This window comes from Desulfovulcanus ferrireducens, from assembly GCF_018704065.1.
Lineage (GTDB): Bacteria > Desulfobacterota > Desulfovibrionia > Desulfovibrionales > Desulfonatronovibrionaceae > Desulfovulcanus > Desulfovulcanus ferrireducens.
Genome location: NZ_JAGUQP010000036.1, coordinates 1 through 18,257, shown reverse-complemented (window position 1 = coordinate 18,257; position 18,257 = coordinate 1). Strand labels below are relative to the sequence as shown.

At 44.0% G+C, this 18,257-nt stretch carries 16 protein-coding genes and 1 pseudogene; 2 read left to right on the top strand and 15 right to left on the bottom strand.

Annotation, left to right across the window (positions count from 1 at the left end):
* Positions 1–46: 46 nt before the first annotated feature.
* Complete coding sequence (locus tag KFV02_RS10630) at positions 47–763, bottom strand: AAA family ATPase (RefSeq protein ID WP_252381533.1); 717 nt, start codon at positions 761–763, stop codon at positions 47–49.
* 256 nt (positions 764–1,019) lie between these two features.
* Positions 1,020–1,199, bottom strand: coding sequence for a hypothetical protein (locus tag KFV02_RS10625; protein WP_252381532.1), 180 nt, complete (start codon positions 1,197–1,199; stop codon positions 1,020–1,022).
* Between the two features lie 208 nt (positions 1,200–1,407).
* On the opposite strand from KFV02_RS10625, the gene KFV02_RS10620 reads away from it, so the two are divergent.
* The gene (locus tag KFV02_RS10620; RefSeq protein WP_252381531.1) at positions 1,408–1,710 is read left to right on the top strand and encodes an IscA/HesB family protein; all 303 of its coding nucleotides are present in this window, start codon (positions 1,408–1,410) and stop codon (positions 1,708–1,710) included.
* Positions 1,711–2,373: 663 nt separating this feature from the next.
* Here KFV02_RS10620 and KFV02_RS10615 read toward each other — a convergent pair.
* From KFV02_RS10615 to hisS, 12 genes and pseudogenes are all read right to left on the bottom strand, one after another.
* Positions 2,374–3,672: a phenylacetate--CoA ligase family protein gene (locus KFV02_RS10615; RefSeq protein ID WP_252381530.1), complete on the bottom strand. Its 1,299-nt coding sequence runs from the start codon at positions 3,670–3,672 to the stop codon at positions 2,374–2,376.
* Between the two features lie 163 nt (positions 3,673–3,835).
* On the bottom strand, positions 3,836–4,903 hold the full coding sequence (locus tag KFV02_RS10610; protein WP_252381529.1) for a GGDEF domain-containing protein: 1,068 nt from the start codon (positions 4,901–4,903) through the stop codon (positions 3,836–3,838).
* Between the two features lie 431 nt (positions 4,904–5,334).
* Complete coding sequence (locus tag KFV02_RS10605) at positions 5,335–6,063, bottom strand: ABC transporter ATP-binding protein (RefSeq protein ID WP_252381528.1); 729 nt, start codon at positions 6,061–6,063, stop codon at positions 5,335–5,337.
* Between the two features lie 113 nt (positions 6,064–6,176).
* Positions 6,177–6,347: pseudogene (locus KFV02_RS11535) on the bottom strand (four helix bundle protein); the annotation flags it as partial.
* Between the two features lie 205 nt (positions 6,348–6,552).
* Entirely contained in the window at positions 6,553–6,864 is a 312-nt protein-coding gene (locus tag KFV02_RS11530) for a four helix bundle protein (protein WP_353617344.1), read from the bottom strand.
* 40 nt (positions 6,865–6,904) lie between these two features.
* Positions 6,905–7,696 carry an ABC transporter ATP-binding protein gene (locus KFV02_RS10600; RefSeq protein ID WP_353617343.1) on the bottom strand — a complete coding sequence of 264 codons (792 nt, stop codon included), beginning with the start codon at positions 7,694–7,696 and terminating at the stop codon, positions 6,905–6,907.
* A gap of 590 nt (positions 7,697–8,286) precedes the next feature.
* Positions 8,287–9,231 (bottom strand): branched-chain amino acid ABC transporter permease, encoded by a 945-nt coding sequence (locus tag KFV02_RS10595; RefSeq protein ID WP_252381527.1) that lies wholly within the window; start codon positions 9,229–9,231, stop codon positions 8,287–8,289.
* A 158-nt stretch (positions 9,232–9,389) separates the two neighbouring features.
* The gene (locus KFV02_RS10590; protein WP_252381526.1) at positions 9,390–10,271 is read right to left on the bottom strand and encodes a branched-chain amino acid ABC transporter permease; all 882 of its coding nucleotides are present in this window, start codon (positions 10,269–10,271) and stop codon (positions 9,390–9,392) included.
* A 9-nt stretch (positions 10,272–10,280) separates the two neighbouring features.
* Positions 10,281–11,246, bottom strand: a complete 966-nt coding sequence (gene fmt / locus KFV02_RS10585) for a methionyl-tRNA formyltransferase (protein WP_252381525.1) — start codon at positions 11,244–11,246, stop codon at positions 10,281–10,283.
* Positions 11,219–11,731, bottom strand: coding sequence for a peptide deformylase (gene def / locus KFV02_RS10580; protein ID WP_252381524.1), 513 nt, complete (start codon positions 11,729–11,731; stop codon positions 11,219–11,221). Before def ends, fmt begins: the two co-directional genes overlap by 28 nt.
* 63 nt (positions 11,732–11,794) lie before the next feature.
* A complete protein-coding gene (gene aspS / locus KFV02_RS10575; protein ID WP_252381523.1) occupies positions 11,795–13,609 on the bottom strand; it encodes an aspartate--tRNA ligase in 1,815 nt (604 codons plus the stop codon).
* Between the two features lie 949 nt (positions 13,610–14,558).
* Positions 14,559–15,812, bottom strand: coding sequence for a histidine--tRNA ligase (hisS, locus tag KFV02_RS10570; protein ID WP_252381522.1), 1,254 nt, complete (start codon positions 15,810–15,812; stop codon positions 14,559–14,561).
* Between the two features lie 238 nt (positions 15,813–16,050).
* On the opposite strand from hisS, the gene KFV02_RS10565 reads away from it, so the two are divergent.
* The gene (locus KFV02_RS10565; protein ID WP_252381521.1) at positions 16,051–16,758 is read left to right on the top strand and encodes a molybdopterin-guanine dinucleotide biosynthesis protein MobB; all 708 of its coding nucleotides are present in this window, start codon (positions 16,051–16,053) and stop codon (positions 16,756–16,758) included.
* 74 nt (positions 16,759–16,832) lie between these two features.
* Here the strand turns inward: KFV02_RS10565 and rfbA are convergent, their stop codons facing one another.
* Entirely contained in the window at positions 16,833–17,699 is an 867-nt protein-coding gene (rfbA, locus tag KFV02_RS10560) for a glucose-1-phosphate thymidylyltransferase RfbA (protein WP_252381520.1), read from the bottom strand.
* Positions 17,700–18,257 lie beyond the last annotated feature (558 nt).

Here is an 18,257-nt window from a genome sequence, read left to right as displayed (position 1 = left end):
ACATGAACAAAATGAACAACGAAACAAATCGCCTAACTTATTGCCTTTATTGAAATATTTTTAACCGGACACTAGTGTTTTCTTTTATAAAATCTTTCCACTCATTAAGAGGTATTCCTTTTAATGGAAAGTGTTTAACCGACTTATAAAGCGGCCTTGATTTATCCAAAAACAGTTGTTTCATAATGGACTTCTTGCTTCCCATAAATACATAGGTCAATTTATTACCATGGTGCTGAATGATGCTTCTTAATTTTTCCTCAATCCCCAAATTGACAATTTCTTGAAATTCATCAAATATGACAACAATATTATTTTTTTTCTGGTTTACATAGCGATACGGCAGATTCAAAACCTCCTCCAAGGTATTTTCTATTTCATCTTTAGAAAATTCTAAAGAATAACTTGGAATTCCACTTTCATCAAAACTTACTTTTATATTTGGCCTTATTTTTAAAATACCTTTTAAGAATTTTATAACCTTATCTGTAGAAGTTTCTATTTTTTTGCTAATTTCATTAAAATAATTGTTTATAAACTCTTTTTTGTCAGTTATTAACATTAAGTCTAAATAAATAAACTTGAGACTTTCTAACTCCTCCAAGGCCTTTAAAACTAAAGATGTCTTGCCAAATCTTCTTGGAGCATAGATTAAAACATTCATTCCTGATAGAAAATCTTGTTTTAAAGTTGCTATCTCTTCATATCTATTGCAAAAATTATCCTTATTAACCACTCCACCATAATAGAAAGGATTTGTCATCTTACCCACCTTTTTTATACACAGATGTATAATACTTGAATGTATAACTTTTATTATACATCGGTGTATATCATCATGCAAGAATAATTTTTGACTCAACTTTCTTTTATTTATAACCGCAGACCTTTTTTAGGGATAAGAATCAGAGGGTACGGGGTAAGGGCTGCTTACTTGAACCCCTCTTTTATTTTTTTAAGCGCAAACCGACGCAGACATTTTTGTTCGGCAGACTTTGCCGAACAAAAACCTGACGGCCTTACAGGCCGTGCTTAAGCTTAGTAACTATAGCTTTCCCGATGTGATGATAGCCGTAATATATATGAAAGAGCCGAACACATCTATCCATCCGGGCCTGAAAGGCCGGGACTAGCTGTGCGCCCGGGGCAAGTCGCCGAGGCGCACTTGTCTCCGTGGGTCTACGGTTATAAAAGGACATTGTATCTGCATTGGCCAAGCTTCCAAAGTCTCAAAAGACATTTTCATATCATCCAACTCCACCCTACTCAACTACTCAACCAAAGTACACCAAACTCCTAATAAGAAGAGTCGCTTATCCTATATCCTAAACCTTATAATAAATATCTATTTGACAAATACAAAAAAACAATTTCTTTTGATAAAAAACTAGGGAATAGGAGGATTATATGTTCGAACTAAGCGATGCTGCAAAAAAACAACTGGACATGTATTTTGCCAATCACGAGGTATCACCCATCAGAGTTTATATGGCAAATGAATGCGGTGGACCACGATTAGCCCTTGGCCTGGATGAGGAAAATGAAAACGATGAGGTTTATGAGGTAGAAGGTTTCAAGTTCTTGGTGGACAAGAGCTTGATGAAAATAGCAGCCCCTATCAAGGTGGATTTTAATGAGATGGGATTTTTCATAACTTCAAGCATGAAACTGAGTGCCGGTGGTTGCAGTTCATGCTCTTCTTGTGGCTAGGTTTTTTGCACTTAGAAATACTCTGACTCTCATTACCTCTCTCGGAGGGACAAATTTCCCGCCCGCTACCTGTTTTGGTACGCTAGACCGAGACACAGAGCTTCCTGCTGCCTCCCCGAGCTGGGTATACAATAATAAATCTCCCCTAAGAAAACTCAGGATTTCTAATGGCTAAATTTTCTAAGCAGATGTTACCTTTAATAATTCAAACTAAATTGTGCGTTTTTTTTGCAGTTCAGAGTTTGAGATTGCTTCGCTCCTCTTTGTTTCGCTCGCAATGACAGGAGCGAGAATGTCATTGCCAAGGGCAGCGAAGCTGCCCTTGGCAACCTCACCCATTGGTTAAAATCACTGGCTCAAAACGTACTTCAATACGTTTTACCTGGCCCGAAGGGACAGATTGCCAGAGCAGCCGGCGACTTGCTGGCTGCTCTGGTCTGCGTGGGTCTATGGTTAAAAATAAAACAGGATTAAGGTTTAAGGGGTAAACCGGGGTAATTGAAATGTGCCGGAAAGACTTGAGGATATGATATTTTTTGTATTTGGCAAAGGATTTAGATTAGTTGTCGGATGTTGATTGTAGGCATCTTGAGGTAACTTACCCTTACCCCGTACCCCCCTAATTCTTACCCCTTAACTCTTACCCCTTAAAAAAGTCTGCTGTTAAAAACTCCTTTTATCAATAACCAGCCTCTTCTTATCCTTGACGCGTTTAAGGCTTTTGGGCTCGACCAGCTTGACCTCAAAAGTAACGCCTAGTTCTGAAGCCAGCCGTTTCTTAATACGGCTCACCAACTCCTGCGTCTCCCGCATCTTATCAGAAAGCAGGGCTTCATTGGCCTCTACTAGCAATGTTGCCCGGTCAAGGTGTTCTTCGCGATCCACAACAATCTGATAATGCGGCTTTGTCCCTTCTATCTCGAGAAGGATAGGTTCGATCTGGCTGGGAAAAACATTAACCCCCCTGATAATAATCATGTCATCAGTGCGACCTAAGATCTTGCTTAGGCGGTAAAAGGTGCGGCCGCAGGGGCAGGGGGCAGTGATAAGCCGGGTCAAGTCACCGGTTCGGAAGCGAATAATAGGGAAGGCCTCTTTGGTCAGGGTAGTCAGGACCAGTTCCCCGGTCTGTCCTGGCTCCACTGGCTGGCCTGTTTCAGGATCAATAATCTCAGCCAGAAAGTGATCCTCATTTATGTGTAGCCCGTTTTGCTCCTGGCATTCGCCTGCAATGCCCGGGCCCATGACTTCACTGATTCCATAATTGTCTGTGGCCAGAATTTTCAGCCTGTCCTGAATCTCAGAGCGCATGGCCTCGGACCAGGTCTCCCCGCCAAACAGCCCGTAACGTAGAGAAAGAGAATTTATATTAATACCCATCTCTTCCATGGTATCGGCCAGATAGAGCGCATAACTGGGGGTGCAGACCAGAGCCGTGGTCCTGTAATCCTGCATGATAAAAACCTGTCGCCGCGTGCCCCCGCTGGAAACAGGTATAACGGATGCGCCAATGGCCTCGGCTCCATAGTGAAATCCAAAGCCACCGGTAAAAAGGCCATAGCCAAAGGCAATTTGTACCAGGTCATCTTTTGTTACGCCACCGGCAACAAGGATGCGGGCCACAAGATTTGACCAACGGCGAATATCGTTTTTGGAATAGCCAACCACAGTAGGCTTGCCAGTTGTCCCGGATGAGGCTTGCAAACGAACCACTTCGCGCAGAGGAACGGCAAAAAGACCATATGGGTAGTTGGCTCGAAGATCATCTTTAGTAGTAAAGGGCAAACGCCTAAGATCATCTAAAGAACGAATATCTTCGGGATCGAGATCAAGCTCATCAAAACGGCTTCGATAAAAAGGCACGTTTTTGCGCACCCTGTTTAATGTAGATTGCAGTCGTTCAAGCTGGAGTATCTCCAGCTCCTCTCTATCCATGCACTCGTAGTCTCGTTCCCAGTACATTTTTTAACCTCGGAGATTTTGAGGGTTAAGGATTACGGGGTAAAGGTGATTTATTTGAACCCCTCTTTGATTTCGTGCCTGTTAAGCCACTGGCCTTCGGCCAAGATTTTAGACGAATCTGTTGCCCCCATTCACTCATTTACCCCTTCACTCATCCACTCATCTACCCGTTCACACATCCACACCCATCTGGCGTAAAATAATACACTCGGTTACGTCCGTTTTCCTTGGCAGCATACAATGCCTGATCAGCCGCTTCGATCAAGTTGTCTACCAGGGCACCCTGCCATTGAGGCTGAAGTTCTGCCACGCCTGCACTGATGGTAATTCTTATCCCCTTTTTAATAATCTGACCCTCTGCATTACGAATGACAAAATTATAGGCTTCTACAAGCTTGCGTATATCCTCTGCATTTTGCCCGGCCTCATTTAACTCAGTTTCGGGCATGACCACAACAAATTCTTCGCCTCCATACCGGGCAGGGAAAAAGGCCTTGCCTTCCTTTTTCTCTTTCTCCTGAACATAGCGCTTGATTATCGTGGCCACCGCAGCCAGGGCCTGATCTCCTATTCGATGTCCATAATTATCGTTAAATTCTTTAAAAAAATCTATATCTAAAATGAGTAAAGATAATGGCTTGTTCTGACAACGAGCTTTTTTTACGGCCTCATCTATAAACTCATCAAATGCGCGCCGATTATTTAGTTTGGTTAAGGTATCTGTTTTGCTTAACTGGGCAAGATTTTTCGCATCTTCCTCCAATGTGGTAATGACTTCTCGAAATGCTTCTCTTAGCTTTCTAATTATCTTATCAGGGTCGCCCTCTGTTAAAATGGTTTCTACTGTAACCCCTTCCAAATCTTTTACATCTCCACTTCTTTTTAAAAGTAATCCCTTGAATTCTTTGATCAACTCCGTTGTGGCTTTAAATGCTGCCTCTAACTTTCTATTGCATGGCGCATTAAGTATATTCTCCTGTTTCTGAACTATTTCCCTAAATTTTTGCTCAGAAAAATCTTTTGTTTGGAGGACTTCTAAAACAAGTTGCTGGATTTGTCTTTTTTGGTTATTTGTTAAAAAATCATACTCCTTAATGCTACGCATGTACATTATCAGTCCTCTCCACTTGGAATCCTTGGGTACACCAAGCTTGTCCAAGGAAACGCACATGGGTTCACTACATGGCAAGTTATTAACAAATTTTTCCGGCGAAACCGATTCTTTCATCATTTTAGCACACGTCCTTGATGTAACTAAGTCATATGGCACAAATAAACGGGCGTACCCGGTGGCTAATTTATTAGGGGTAGGGATTAAGGGCTACGGGGTAAGGGGAAGTTACCTCAGGATGCCTACTAATCAACACCCGACAACAAATGTAAATTGTTGCCAAATACAAAAATATCATATCCTCACGTCTTTCCGGCTCATTGCAATTATCCCGGTTTAACCCTTAACACTTAATCCTTAATCCTCTTTTATTTTTAACCGCAGACTAACGCAGACTAACGAAGACATTTTTGTTCGGCAGACTTTGCCGAACAAAAACCTGACGGCATTACAGGCCGGGACAAAAACCCTTTTTCTGCCTGGTCTGAGCAAAAATGGGCTCAGGAAAGCGAACCTGAGATTCTCAACCTCATGAGTTACATTCTTAATTTTTAGACGTCCAGATCCCTGCCCAAGTAAGCCCGCTGTACATCTTTGTTCTGGAGCAATTCCTCAGCTGGGCCTTGCAAAACAATACGCCCAGTTTCCAGAACATAACCCCGGTCAGCGATTTTTAACGCGCTTCTAGCGTTTTGTTCCACTAAGAGAACCGTAAGGCCAAACTTATCGCGAAGCATCACGATATGCTTGAAAATCTCCTGAGTAATATTCGGCGCCAACCCCATACTGGGCTCATCCAGAAGAAGCACCTTTGGCCTGGCCATAAGTGCACGGCCTATGGCCAGCATTTGCTGCTCTCCTCCGGACAGGGTACCTGCAGGCTGTTTTCTACGTTCCTTTAACACCGGAAACATGGTGTAGATGGATTCCATGTCCTTGGCGATTTCCCGCTTAATTCCATGCCTAAAACGGTGAAAAGAGCCAAGAAGGAGATTATCCTCCACTGATAAAGGCTTAAAGACCAACCTTCCTTCAGGCACATGGGAGATGCCGGCTCTCACAATCTTGTCTGCCTTGTCCCGGGTTATTTCCATCCCGTCAAAGGTGATGGTTCCTGATGCCGGTCTGATTAATCCTGAAACAGTTGAGAGTAGGGTGGTTTTGCCTGCACCGTTACCGCCGATCAAGGCAACGATTTCGCCTTTGCGCACATGCAAGGAGGCTCTGCGCACAGCATGAATCTTGCCGTAATATACGTCTATATTTTTAATGGTAAGCATTTTTTGGGTCGATGGGTTGATGGGTTAATGGGTGTACGGGAATATGGGTGTATGGGTGAGTGGGTGAATGGGGATATGAGTTAATGAGTATAGGGATATATGGGGTATATGGATTATTGAGCATCTATTTTCCTTCGCTGATATTTAATAAAATTTAACATTTTTTTGCGTAACAATTCAATATCTTTATTGAAAGTCTCTAAACGATTATCGTCAATATATTCCAACTTATTAGCTATTATTAACTGTGTTTCTAATTCTGCTAAAGAACCCAAACTTACATAAAGAAATTTACAAACTCCTTTCTACTGTTTCTTGCCGCTCCTTCTGCTATAGAGTCTGTGGCCAAACCCCATTTAACCGCTGATTGAAAGTCCTGGTTTCTGAAATGCATTACAAACGGCTTGGGTAACCCAATCTTAACGAAGATTGCGGAAAAAACAGAGCATCGGGATGAAAGGGCTAAATACTTAGCGATATTGACCATAACTATCGATAATAAAAAGAATATCTGTTTACCCAAAATATCCCATTATGCTCTGTCCGCAAGCAAGTTTTAGATGGGTCCAAGTCTTTGTACCAGCATGAAAGAAACCAAGACTGAAATAAACCTTTGAAATTAAGTTGATAAAAAGGTTCGGCCACAGACTCTATATTACTTGGTATAGAAATAGTGCACCGCTGCATTTGGGAAGCAAGACCATATTTTTCAAATTCCGGAAAAGTCTTCGTTAGAGCGTAAACATGCGAAACCATCTCCAGCCCTTCCTGCCAAATCTTCAAATCTTTATGCGACCTCATTCACCCATCCACACATATAACACATTCACCCGTAACACATTCACCCTTCCTCTCCTTCCCCAAGATAAGCGGCAATGACCTCTGGATTTTTTTGCACTTCCAAAGGAGTCCCTGTAGCAAGGACTTGGCCAAAGCTTAAAACTGTAACCTGGTCGCTTATGCTCATAACCAAGTCCATGTCATGTTCCACCAGGGCTACGGTAATGCCCAACTGGTCGCGAATTTTTTGGATTAGTTGCGCCAGACTTCTGGTTTCACGTATATTTAAACCTGCTGCTGGTTCGTCAAGCAAGAGGAGATGTGGCTCTGATGCCAAGGCCCTGGCCAGTTCCAACAGCCGCTGGCTGCCAAAAGGAAGCTCTGATGCCAACACATCCCACTTATCCGGCAAGCCTACAAAATCAAGTAGTTCCTCGGCCTTTTGTCTGCATTTTTTTTCCTCGGCCCAGTAGCGCGGTGTTTTAAGCAAGCAATCAAAAAAAGAATAGTTTACCAGCCTATGCCTGCCACTCATGACATTTTCCAGGACTGTCATATTTGAAAATATTTCCAAGTTCTGGAAAGTGCGGACAACCCCGGCCCGGCCGCGTTCATGAGAACGCATGGCGCTTATATCCTGGCCATTAAAATAAATAGAACCACCCGAGCAAGACACAAACCCCGTAATGGCATTAATCAGCGTGGTCTTGCCCGCGCCGTTCGGGCCGATAATGCTGGTGATGCTCTTGGCGGGCACTGAAAAATTGACCTTGTTCAAGGCTACAACGCCCCCGAAGCGTACCATTACTTCCCGGCAATCTAAGATCGAGTTTTGAGTTTCCGGCTTTCTCACAGTCCCACTTTATTGAGGGTTTAAGGTTTTAACCCTTTTGAGTAGTTATTCTTTAAATACGTAAAATTGTTTTTTATTTAACCGCAGACCCACGCAGACTCACGCTGACGTTCATGCCCGGCAGACCTTACCGAACATGAGCTGACGGCCCCTTAGGGCCGGTTTTTAAAAACGAGATTTCACGAACATGGACATATAAGATTTACATTAGTTCAACCTAAACTGCGCGTTTTTTTGCAGTTCAAAGTTTAGGATTGCTTCGCTCCTCTTTGTTTCGCTCGCAATGACAGGAGTGAGAATGTCATTGCGAGGGCAGTGAGCCTGCCCGTGGCAATCTCACACATTAGGTGATAATCTCAGGTTCAAAGCGTACTTCAATACGTTTTACCTGGCCCTAAGGGACAGAGTGTCAGAGCAGCCAGCAAGTCGCTGGCTGCTCTGGTCTGCGTCCGTCTGCGTGGGTCTGCGGTTAAAAACCATATTCTATCTATTTCAAGCTCTACTTATAAGTTTAGATGCATAAGTCATGGACAGTTAATCATTTAATATATTTCGATATACTCATTGGTGAACTACAAGCTGCAAACTTCCTATCTCCCTAGCTTCCCAACTAACTTCTGAATTCCACCAACTATGCCTTCAGGCAAAAACATCATGCAAACAATCAAAATAAAACCATAAAGGAGAAATTCTATATTCTCAAAAGCCCGCAAAAACTCCGGCAACATGGTCAGGAAAAATGCTCCTGCAACTGCTCCCCAGACATTGGTCATGCCACCAAGGACGACCATGGTAACCAAGAGTACGGAATGATTAAAACCAAAGGAGGAGGGGGCAATGAATTCCAGGTAGTGGGCATAAAGGACTCCGGCTACGGCAGCCAGAATAGCTGAAAGGACAAAAATAAATAACTTGTACCGGGCAATATCTATACCTGAAATCTGGGCTGCCTTTTCGCTGGTATGAATGGCACGCAGAGCCCTCCCGATTCTGGACCTGATTAGGTTGAGAGAAAACATAAGGACAATTGCCAGCACAAATACCACCAGGTAGTAATATGACAGGTCTGAATCAAAAGAATAGCCAAAGAGGCTGAGCCTTGGTATGCCCACAAAGCCGCTCGGGCCTCCGGTCAACTCGATGGTTTCGTTGAAAACTATATAGACGATAATTCCAAAACCCAGGGTAGCCATGGCCAGATAATGGCCGGACAGTTTAAGGGTAGGGATGCCAATCAAGTAGGCAACTAGACCCACAAGTAAAATACCGGCCAAAAGGCCAACAATGATGGGCAGGTTGTAGGTCGTGGTTAAAATGGATGTGGTGTATGCAGCCAGTCCGTAAAAAGCTGCATGACCAAGTGATATCTGTCCGGCAAAGCCAAGGAGCAGGTTCAGACCGACCGCCACAATGGCATTTAACCCTGAAATGATAAGCACATTTACATAATACTCATTGGTCAAACACCAGGGTAAAGCGACCATCCCTACTAAGAAAAAGGTTATCGTCAATAAGTCTCTTTTAAAACCGTTCATGCGCTTTGCCACTTATAGTTCAAAATCACTTTTTTACTGCAAGCTTTTATTAAAGTGTAAGGGTTAATAAACAATCAGATTTTAGCCCGTCTCGCACTTCTAGCTATTCTTTATCTCCCGTCCCACTCAACAACTCAACTACTCAACCATAAACCAAACTAGACTCTCTCCACTTCTGCCTGACCAAACAGACCAGAGGGCTTCACAAACAGGAGCACGAGCAAGACAATAAAAGTAATTGCGTCTTTGTATCCAGAGGAAATAATGCCCGCTCCAAAAGATTCCAGCACACCCAGGATGAGCCCCCCTGCGGCCGCACCAAAAGGATTGCCCAATCCTCCAAGAATGCAGGCGGCAAAACCTTTAAGGCCGAGCAAAATTCCCACGTCAAAGCTTGTCATGGTCAGGGGAGCCAGAATTGAACCACCAATAGCCCCGACCAGGGCAGAAATCATAAAGGAAAGAAGAACCATACGCTGGACATTGATGCCCACCAGGTAGGCAGCCTTCTGTTCATAAGAACAGGCGAGCATACCTTTGCCATATATGGTCCTGGTAAAAAAGAACTTCAGTGCGCATAGCAACAGTAGCGTTATGCTCAAAATCCAAATGCTTTGCGGATGCATGGAGGCCCCAAAAAATGATATGGGACTGTCGCCGCTAAAGGAGGGTAGGGCAAAGGTATCCTTGCCCCATAAAAGCATGGCCACACCCCGGATAAAAATCGAAATACCAATGGTTATAATGATTAGGTTTATGGTCGAGCTGTTTTGCACCGGGCGAATGGTAAAACGTTCAATTAACGCACCCACGCAAGTGGTAATAATCACAGCTAGAAGCACCGCCGGTACCAGACCCAGATTTAAAATTTTGAGCAAGAATACACTGAGCATGCCACCAAGCATGACAAACTCACCCTGGGCAAAATTGATTATACCGGTGGTGTTGAAGATGATAGTAAAACCAAGGGCAGTAAGCCCATAGGTGCTGCCCACGGTTAGACCCGATATTAAAAGTTGGATATAATCTGACAACACCATCTTTCTGTCTCACTTGTTAGAACAAGCCTTACTCAAATATCCACAATAAAAACTTTGGCCATCCAGGGCCTTACTATTTTCTGGTTTTACTTTCGGGGTGAGGTAGATTTTATCCGCACAGGCAATGGCTATATGGTTATCCTCTACTCCAAGAATAGTCCCGGGAGGAACCTTTTCTGTCAGGTCCGGACCAATCCTGCCGGGATAAACGTGAAGTCTTATTTTTTTCTGATTAGGGCGGGCCCAGTCAAAATAAGCTCCGGGCCAGGGATAAAGTGCTCTTATTTGATTGTGCACCTGCAAGCAGGGCCGATTCCAATCAATAAGCCCTTCTTCTTTTTTTAATTTGGGGGCGTAAGTAGCCAACTTATCCGGTTGAGGAATAGGTACCAACTTGTTCTGCACCATCTTTTCAAGGGCCTCTACAAGAAGTCTGCCACCTAAATGGGCGAGGTCATCGTGCAAACTCTTGGCCGTATCCTCGATGCCAATGGCCATGGCCCGCTGCAAAAGAATAGGGCCGGTATCCATACCTTCATCCATCAGCATGATGGTAATTCCTGTTGCTGACTCCCCAGCCATAATAGCCCGCTGGATGGGTGCTGCCCCGCGATATTTGGGTAAAAGCGAGGCATGGACATTGACTGCTCCAAACCTGGCTGTATCTAAAACCTGTTTGGGCAAAATCAGCCCATAAGCAGCCACAAGCAAAAAATCCGGGGCCAATGCTTTTAGTGCCAGGACGTCATCTTCCTGCTTAAAATTCTTCGGCTGAAATACTGGCAGTCCCTTTTGCATGGCGATTTCCTTAACCGGCGAAGCCTTGCACTTCTGACCCCGTCCACAGGGGCGGTCTGGCTGAGTATACACCGCAACCACCTCTCCCCCTGGCCAGTCAAGAACATAATTCAAAATGATGGCCGCAAACTCCGGCGTGCCCATAAATACTAAACGTTTTTTCTCTTGCGCAGCCATTTTTTTAACCTTTTTTCATACAAGTTTCGCTTCAGCCTGCTGATATGATCAATAAATAAAATGCCATCAAGATGGTCTAGCTCATGTTGCAGGCACACAGCATACAGATCTTCGGCATCAAACTCCACTTCTTTTCCTTCAAGATCCAGGGCCTTGAACTTTATTTTAGCCGCCCTTTTTACTTTGGCCCGATAACCAATAACACTCAAACAGCCTTCTTCTGTCTCAATTTCACCTTCCCGTGCAACAATTTCAGGATTTACAAACACTTGCAAATCTTCTCTTTTTTCCGGTCCGCTAAGATCCACTGTAATCAAGCGAATACTTTCTCCCACCTGTGGTGCTGCCAGGCCAATGCCTTCATTATCATACATGATCTCGCTCATTTCCTTGGCCAGCTCTTTGATCTCGTCTGTAATTTCAGTGATGGGAGCTGCCTTTCTGGCCAAGATTTCATTGGGATAATGAATAATCTTTCTGGACATTAACTCACCTTATTTCAACTTATCCAAATTTTCTAACTTCTTTACTTGCTAATTTCTTATCTCCTAGTTTCCCATCTTCCCAGCCTCTTTCTCTCTAAGCCTTATGCTCAGCTCTCTGAGCTGTCTGCTGGTTACCCGAGAGGGAGCATCTGTCAGCAAGCATGTGGCCTTCTGGGTTTTGGGGAAAGCAATAACATCGCGTATAGACTTGGCCTTGCATAGCAACATAATAATCCGGTCAAGACCAAAGGCAATACCTCCATGAGGAGGGGCGCCATATTCCAGTGCACTTAAGAGAAAACCAAATTTTTCTTCTGCCTCCTCTTTATCAATACCAAGGGCATTGAACATTTCCCGCTGCATTTCCTGCGAATGAATACGAATTGACCCGCCACCTATTTCATTGCCGTTTAAAACCAGATCATAGGCCCTGGCCAAAGCACTTGCCGGGTCTTGTTTTAACTTATCCAGATGCCCTGGCTGCGGGGAAGTAAAGGGATGGTGTCTGGCAACCCATCTTTTTTCATCCTCATCCCACTCGAGCAATGGAAAATCTGTTATCCAGACAAAGCTGAAGGTGTCCTCCGGAATAAGCCCAAACCTCTCTCCCAATTTTAAACGTAAATAACCGAGAGCAGTATTGACCATCTCCTTCGGCCCTGCCTGGAAAAAAACTATGTCTCCCGGTTTTAAATCCAAGGCCTTGGTTAAACCGTCTCTTTCTTCCTGGCTCAAAAATTTGGCAATGGGAGACTGCCAGGTATCTTCCTTGATCTTTATCCAGGCCAGCCCCTGCGCTCCATAAATACGCACAAAATCAGTCAAGTCATCAATCTCCTTGCGCGAGAGCACGGCCCCTTCCGGCACCGAGAGGGCCTTGACCAGCTCGGCCCGGGCAAACAATCGAAACTCTGATCCACGCACAATGTCTGTCACATCCTTCAAGGTCAACCCAAAACGCAGGTCAGGCTTGTCCAGGCCGTAATCGGCTATGGCCTGGGCGTAGCTCATACGTGGAAAGGGAGTCTCCAAGTCAACTCCCAGAGTATCTTTAAATACGCGGGCCATGAGCCCTTCGGCCATGGCCATAACGTCATCTTCCTCTACAAAAGACATCTCAATGTCTATTTGGGTAAACTCAGGCTGGCGGTCAGCGCGCAAATCTTCATCGCGAAAACATTTTACAATCTGATAATAGCGATCAAACCCAGCGCACATCAGAAGCTGCTTAAACAACTGTGGAGATTGGGGCAGGGCATAAAACTTACCCTGATTGACTCTGCTGGGAACCAAAAAGTCTCTGGCCCCTTCCGGAGTGCTCTTGGTAAGTACCGGCGTCTCGATTTCCAAAAAACCGGATTCATTCAGAAAGTTGCGCACACTTTGTGCAGCCTTGCTTCGCAAGATAATATTCTTGGCCAGTTTTGGCCGCCTCAAATCAAGATAACGGTACTTGAGGCGCAGGTTCTCTGATACATCCACTCGGTCCTCAATGAGAAAAGGAGGGGTTTTGGAAGTATTTAGCAGCTTAAATTCGTTAACCGCCACCTCAATCTCGCCGGTGACAAGGTTTGGATTGACCATATCTTCAGGTCTTTTGCGTACTACTCCTTTAATGGCCAGCACGTATTCCGTGCGCAACACATGGGCCTCTTCAAGGGCCTGTTTATTTACTTCCGGGGCAAAAACTATCTGGGTCAACCCCTGAAGGTCGCGCAAATCTATAAAAATCAATCCCCCGTGGTCCCGGCGATATTGAACCCAACCCATGAGACATACTTCCTGTCCCACATTACTTAAGCCCAGTTCGTTGCAATTATGCGTCCTTTTCCATCCGTCAAGATTACTTAGCGGCATATTGAGTTTTCTCTCTTCCATTATTTACTCCACTATATCAAAAAATTAAATAAATTGGTTGCGCTTTGCGTGTTTACACGTCTCCCTGCTCCATAACCTTTGAGATTCTTCACTCCGCCTTGCTCCGTTCAGAATGACGTTTAAGGCATTCGCATGGATTCGTGAAAATTAACTCAACAACGATTCCTGTAACAATCCGAGGCTTTTGGGAAACAGCGAAAACTGTCTGACCGAGTTAGGCAGCCTTAATTAAAATCTTTTTAAATCGTTAGCCCCAGAATTTGCTTAAGAGTCTGTGGCCAACCCCCAACTATCTATAGTTTAACTCAACTTTCTGACATAATTAACATCCTCAAATTACTGCACAATTGAAGAGTGCATTTTCTGAAATGCATTACAAACGGGTTGGGTAACACATCTTGGCGAAGATTGCGGAAGTGCTGTGCATAGGGAGGTTGTTCCATCGAACTTTCGAAACCCATCATAACAACAGAAAAGGCATTAAGTAACATTCTATTGACTAACCCCATTATGCACAGCCCGCAAGCAAGCCTTAGATGTGTCCAAGTCTTTGTTAGCATTGAAGAAAATGCGCTCGCAAATTAACTCAGAAAGTTGAGTAGTTTAAATTGAGCTATTTTTTTGCAGTTCAAACTTTGAGATTGCTTCGCTACACTTTGTTCCACTCGCAATGACAGGGGGGAGATTGTCATTGCGAGGGCAGCGAAGCTGTCCGTGGCAATCTCACCCATTGAGTGAAAATCGCTCAACTAAGGTATAATTAAAGATGCAACTGCAATAATTAAAATTTTACAGCTTTGACAAACATCTTTATCTTGTAACCTGTTCAAACAATTCAAAATTCAACATTGCCTGCAAAAAGTCACTTTTTGCAGGCGCATCATTATTGTTAATTGTCAATAAACAAAATTTACCCACTTTCACGACTTCAGGTCTAAAAGTTGAATTACTAATGTAGATTCAACCCCAGTGCCTGTTCCAGATCGTCCTGGCTGACAGCCTGCTGCACCCCGGTCTGCATATCCTTGACCACAATCTCTCCTCTTTCTATCTCGTCGACCCCCAAAAGCAGACAGGTTTTTACACCTAGTTTGTTGGCCAGACGCAACTGGCTTTTGACACTCTTGACCTCAAAGCTCACTTCACCTGAATAGCCAGCATCTCTCAGTCTTTTGGTCAGAATCAGTGCTTTATTCAAGGCCTGCTCATGTAAAACCGCCAGATAAAAATCCAATTTTTGTTCTTTTATATCCGTAAGCAGCAGGGCAAGCCTCTCCATTCCGCAGGCAAACCCCAAGCCTGGCACATCCGGGCCGCCCAAAGCCTTGCATAAACCATCATAGCGACCACCACCTGCCACTGCGGTCTGGGCGCCAATTGCGGAAGACACCACTTCAAATGTGGTTCGCTGGTAGTAATCAAGCCCCCTAACCAAAAAAGGATTGAGATGATAAGAAAGACCAGCCTGGTCTAAAATAGAAAGCACGGTCTCAAAATGGCTTGCGCAATCAGAACACAAATGCTCAGAGATCTTAGGGGCCTCTTGTACCAGGGACTTGCAACGAGCCACCTTGCAGTCCAGGACGCGTAAAGGATTGACCTTTGCCCTGCGCTGACAATCAGGGCATAAGCTATCTTGATCCAGATTTTGCAAAAAGTTGACTAAATTTTTATGAAAGCCAGGCCTGCAAACTGCACAACCCAAGGAGTTAATCTCAATGTCCAAACGAGTTAAGCCCAGGCTTTCCAGATATGCCCAGAGCATAATAAGAAGTTCCGCATCAGCCTGCGGTGCCTGCGGGCCAAGTACCTCAACATTGATCTGGTGAAACTGTCGCATACGTCCCTTTTGCGGCCTCTCATATCGAAACATCGGCCCAAAAGTAAACAATTTGCTCACCCGCTCCCTGGAATGAAGCTGATTTTCAATATATGCTCGCAAAACACCGGCAGTAGCCTCCGGCCTTAGAGTTAGACTGCGCCCTTTGCGGTCTAAAAAGGTATACATCTCCTTCTGCACGATATCTGTCTCATCTCCAATTGATCTGGCAAAGAGCTCGGTCTTTTCTAAAATGGGAATCCTGATTTCTTTGCACCCATAACGAGAAAAAACCTGCCTGGCCTTTTCCTCCATGAACACAAAGACGTTACTTTCCGGAGGGAAAAGATCACAAAACCCTTTAATTTTATTGATTTTTGACATGATAATTTTTTCTGTTAAAAAAATTTCTTTATTAACATTGAGTTAATGTCTAAGACACTTCCGCCAATGAATTTTTTGCTGTTAGTTCAAGAGGTTTTCCTTGTCAAAAAATTGTTGCCCCGATTAACTTATAATGTGTTTATCTTAAAGTCTGTGGCAACACCCCATATTGTAACGATTTTCAGCAGCCCGTTTTAAAATTTAACCTTTAAAACTCAAAGTCAAACCAGGAGAAAACATGCTCAAAGCAATATCTATTGTCGGATTCAAAAAATCAGGAAAAACCACTTTACTCACCCAATTAGCCGAGCACCTTAAATCCCGCGGGATTAAAGTTGCTGCGGCTAAATTCTCCCATCATGGCCTGGACAAAAACGACACCGACACCAAAAAAATTGCCCAGGTTGCTGCACCTGTTATAGGTCTCACCCAGAATGAAGCGGCCATATTCTGGCCAGAAAAAAAATACCTGCTGGATCTCTTGCCACTGGTTTCAGCTGACATCTTACTAGTTGAAGGAGGCAAAAGTCTAACCTGGCTGCCACGCATCCTGGTCCTAAAATCAGAGCAAGAAGCCAGGGAAATGGATAACGGCTTGGCCCTGGCCACATGGGGTGAAATTGAAGTACCTGGTCTACCCAGGATAAACTCCATTGCCGAACTTGCCGAACTTGTCCTAAACAAGGGCTTTGCTTTGGCAGGTATAGATTGTGGGTCTTGTAACAGGCCTGACTGCTTGCATCTGACCAGGGAAATTGTTCAGGGGCAAGCCACCCCAAAAGAGTGTTCAGCCAAAAATACCAAAAAAATGTCCATTACTGTCAATGGTCATAAACTGGCCTTAAATACGTTTGTTGAAAGAATCATAACCAAATCTATTATGGGTATGCTCTCTGAACTTAAAGGATATGCTCCCGGAAAAATAAACATAGAAATAGATGGATGAGTGGGGGAATGGGAATATGAGTATATGGGAGGATGGGATTAGTGGTCACATCCCATCTTCCCAACTTCTATATTCTACTCTTCAACAATCCCTGCCAAATACTTGCCATATTCATTTTTGTCGTATCTTCTAGCCAGCTCAAGTAATTGATCCTTTTCTATGTACCCTTTGCGATAGGCGATCTCCTCCACGCATCCAATCTTAAACCCCTGCCTCTGCTGGATAGCCTGAATAAAGCTGCTGGCCTGGTGTAGAGATTCATGAGTCCCTGCATCCAGCCAGGCATACCCGCGACCCAAAAGTTCAACCTGTAACTCGCCCTTGTTTAAATAGGCTAGATTGACATCGGTTATTTCCAGCTCACCTCGGGGTGAAGGCTTTAAACTTTTGGCAATTTCAATAACCTGATTATCATAAAAATAAATGCCCGGTACAGCATATTTTGATTTTGGCTTCTCAGGCTTTTCTTCAATTCCAATCACCTTTCCTTTGCTATCAAACTCGACTACCCCGTACCTCTCCGGATCCTTAACAGGATAGCCAAAGATAATCCCTCCCCGTTCCAGCTGAACACATCGATCAAGGACTCTTGATAATCCCTCCCCGTAAAGGATGTTATCACCAAGGACCAGACAAACATTTTCCCGGCCAATAAATTCCTTACCCAAAATAAAAGCCTGGGCCAATCCATCTGGCCTGGGTTGCTCTTTATAGGCTAGTTTTATTCCCAGTTCCTGACCATCACCAAGAAGCTGCTTAAACCTGGGCAAATCCTGCGGAGTCGAGATGACCATAATCTCTCTGATCCCTGCCAGCATCAAGACCGACAGGGGGTAGTAAATCATGGGTTTATCATACACAGGCAAAAGCTGTTTACTTACCGCCACGGTCAAAGGATAAAGCCTGGTTCCTGAACCACCAGCCAAAATTATACCCTTCACTTAAATTTGCCTCCTTATTTAAAAACGTAATAGGTAAAAGACTCTGTGACCAAACCCCATTTTGACCACCGAATTAGAAATCCTGGTTTCTTGAAAGCCTTGCAAAGGGCTGGGTAGTCCATCTGTCCATCTTGACGAAGCTTGCGGATAAGCAGAGCATCGGGGTGACAAAGCTCAGTATCCTGGACAATTTACCATAACTCAACTTCTGACATGATTAACATCCTCAAATTACTACACAATTGAAGAGTGCATTTTCTGAAATGCATTACAAACGGGTTGGGTAACACATCTTGGCGAAGATTGAGGAAGTGCTGTGCATAGGGAGGTTATTCCATCGAACTTTCGAAACCCATCATAACAACAGAAAAGGCATTAAGTAACATTCTATTGACTAACCCCATTATGCACAGCCCGCAAGCAAGCCTTAGATGTGTCCAGGTCTTTGTTAGCATTGAAGAAAATGCGCTCACAAATTAACTCAGCAACTGTGTTTTTTGTCAATAGTTAATGGTTAAAATTTATTGGTTAGTTTATTTTGTTTTCAAGAACAATTTT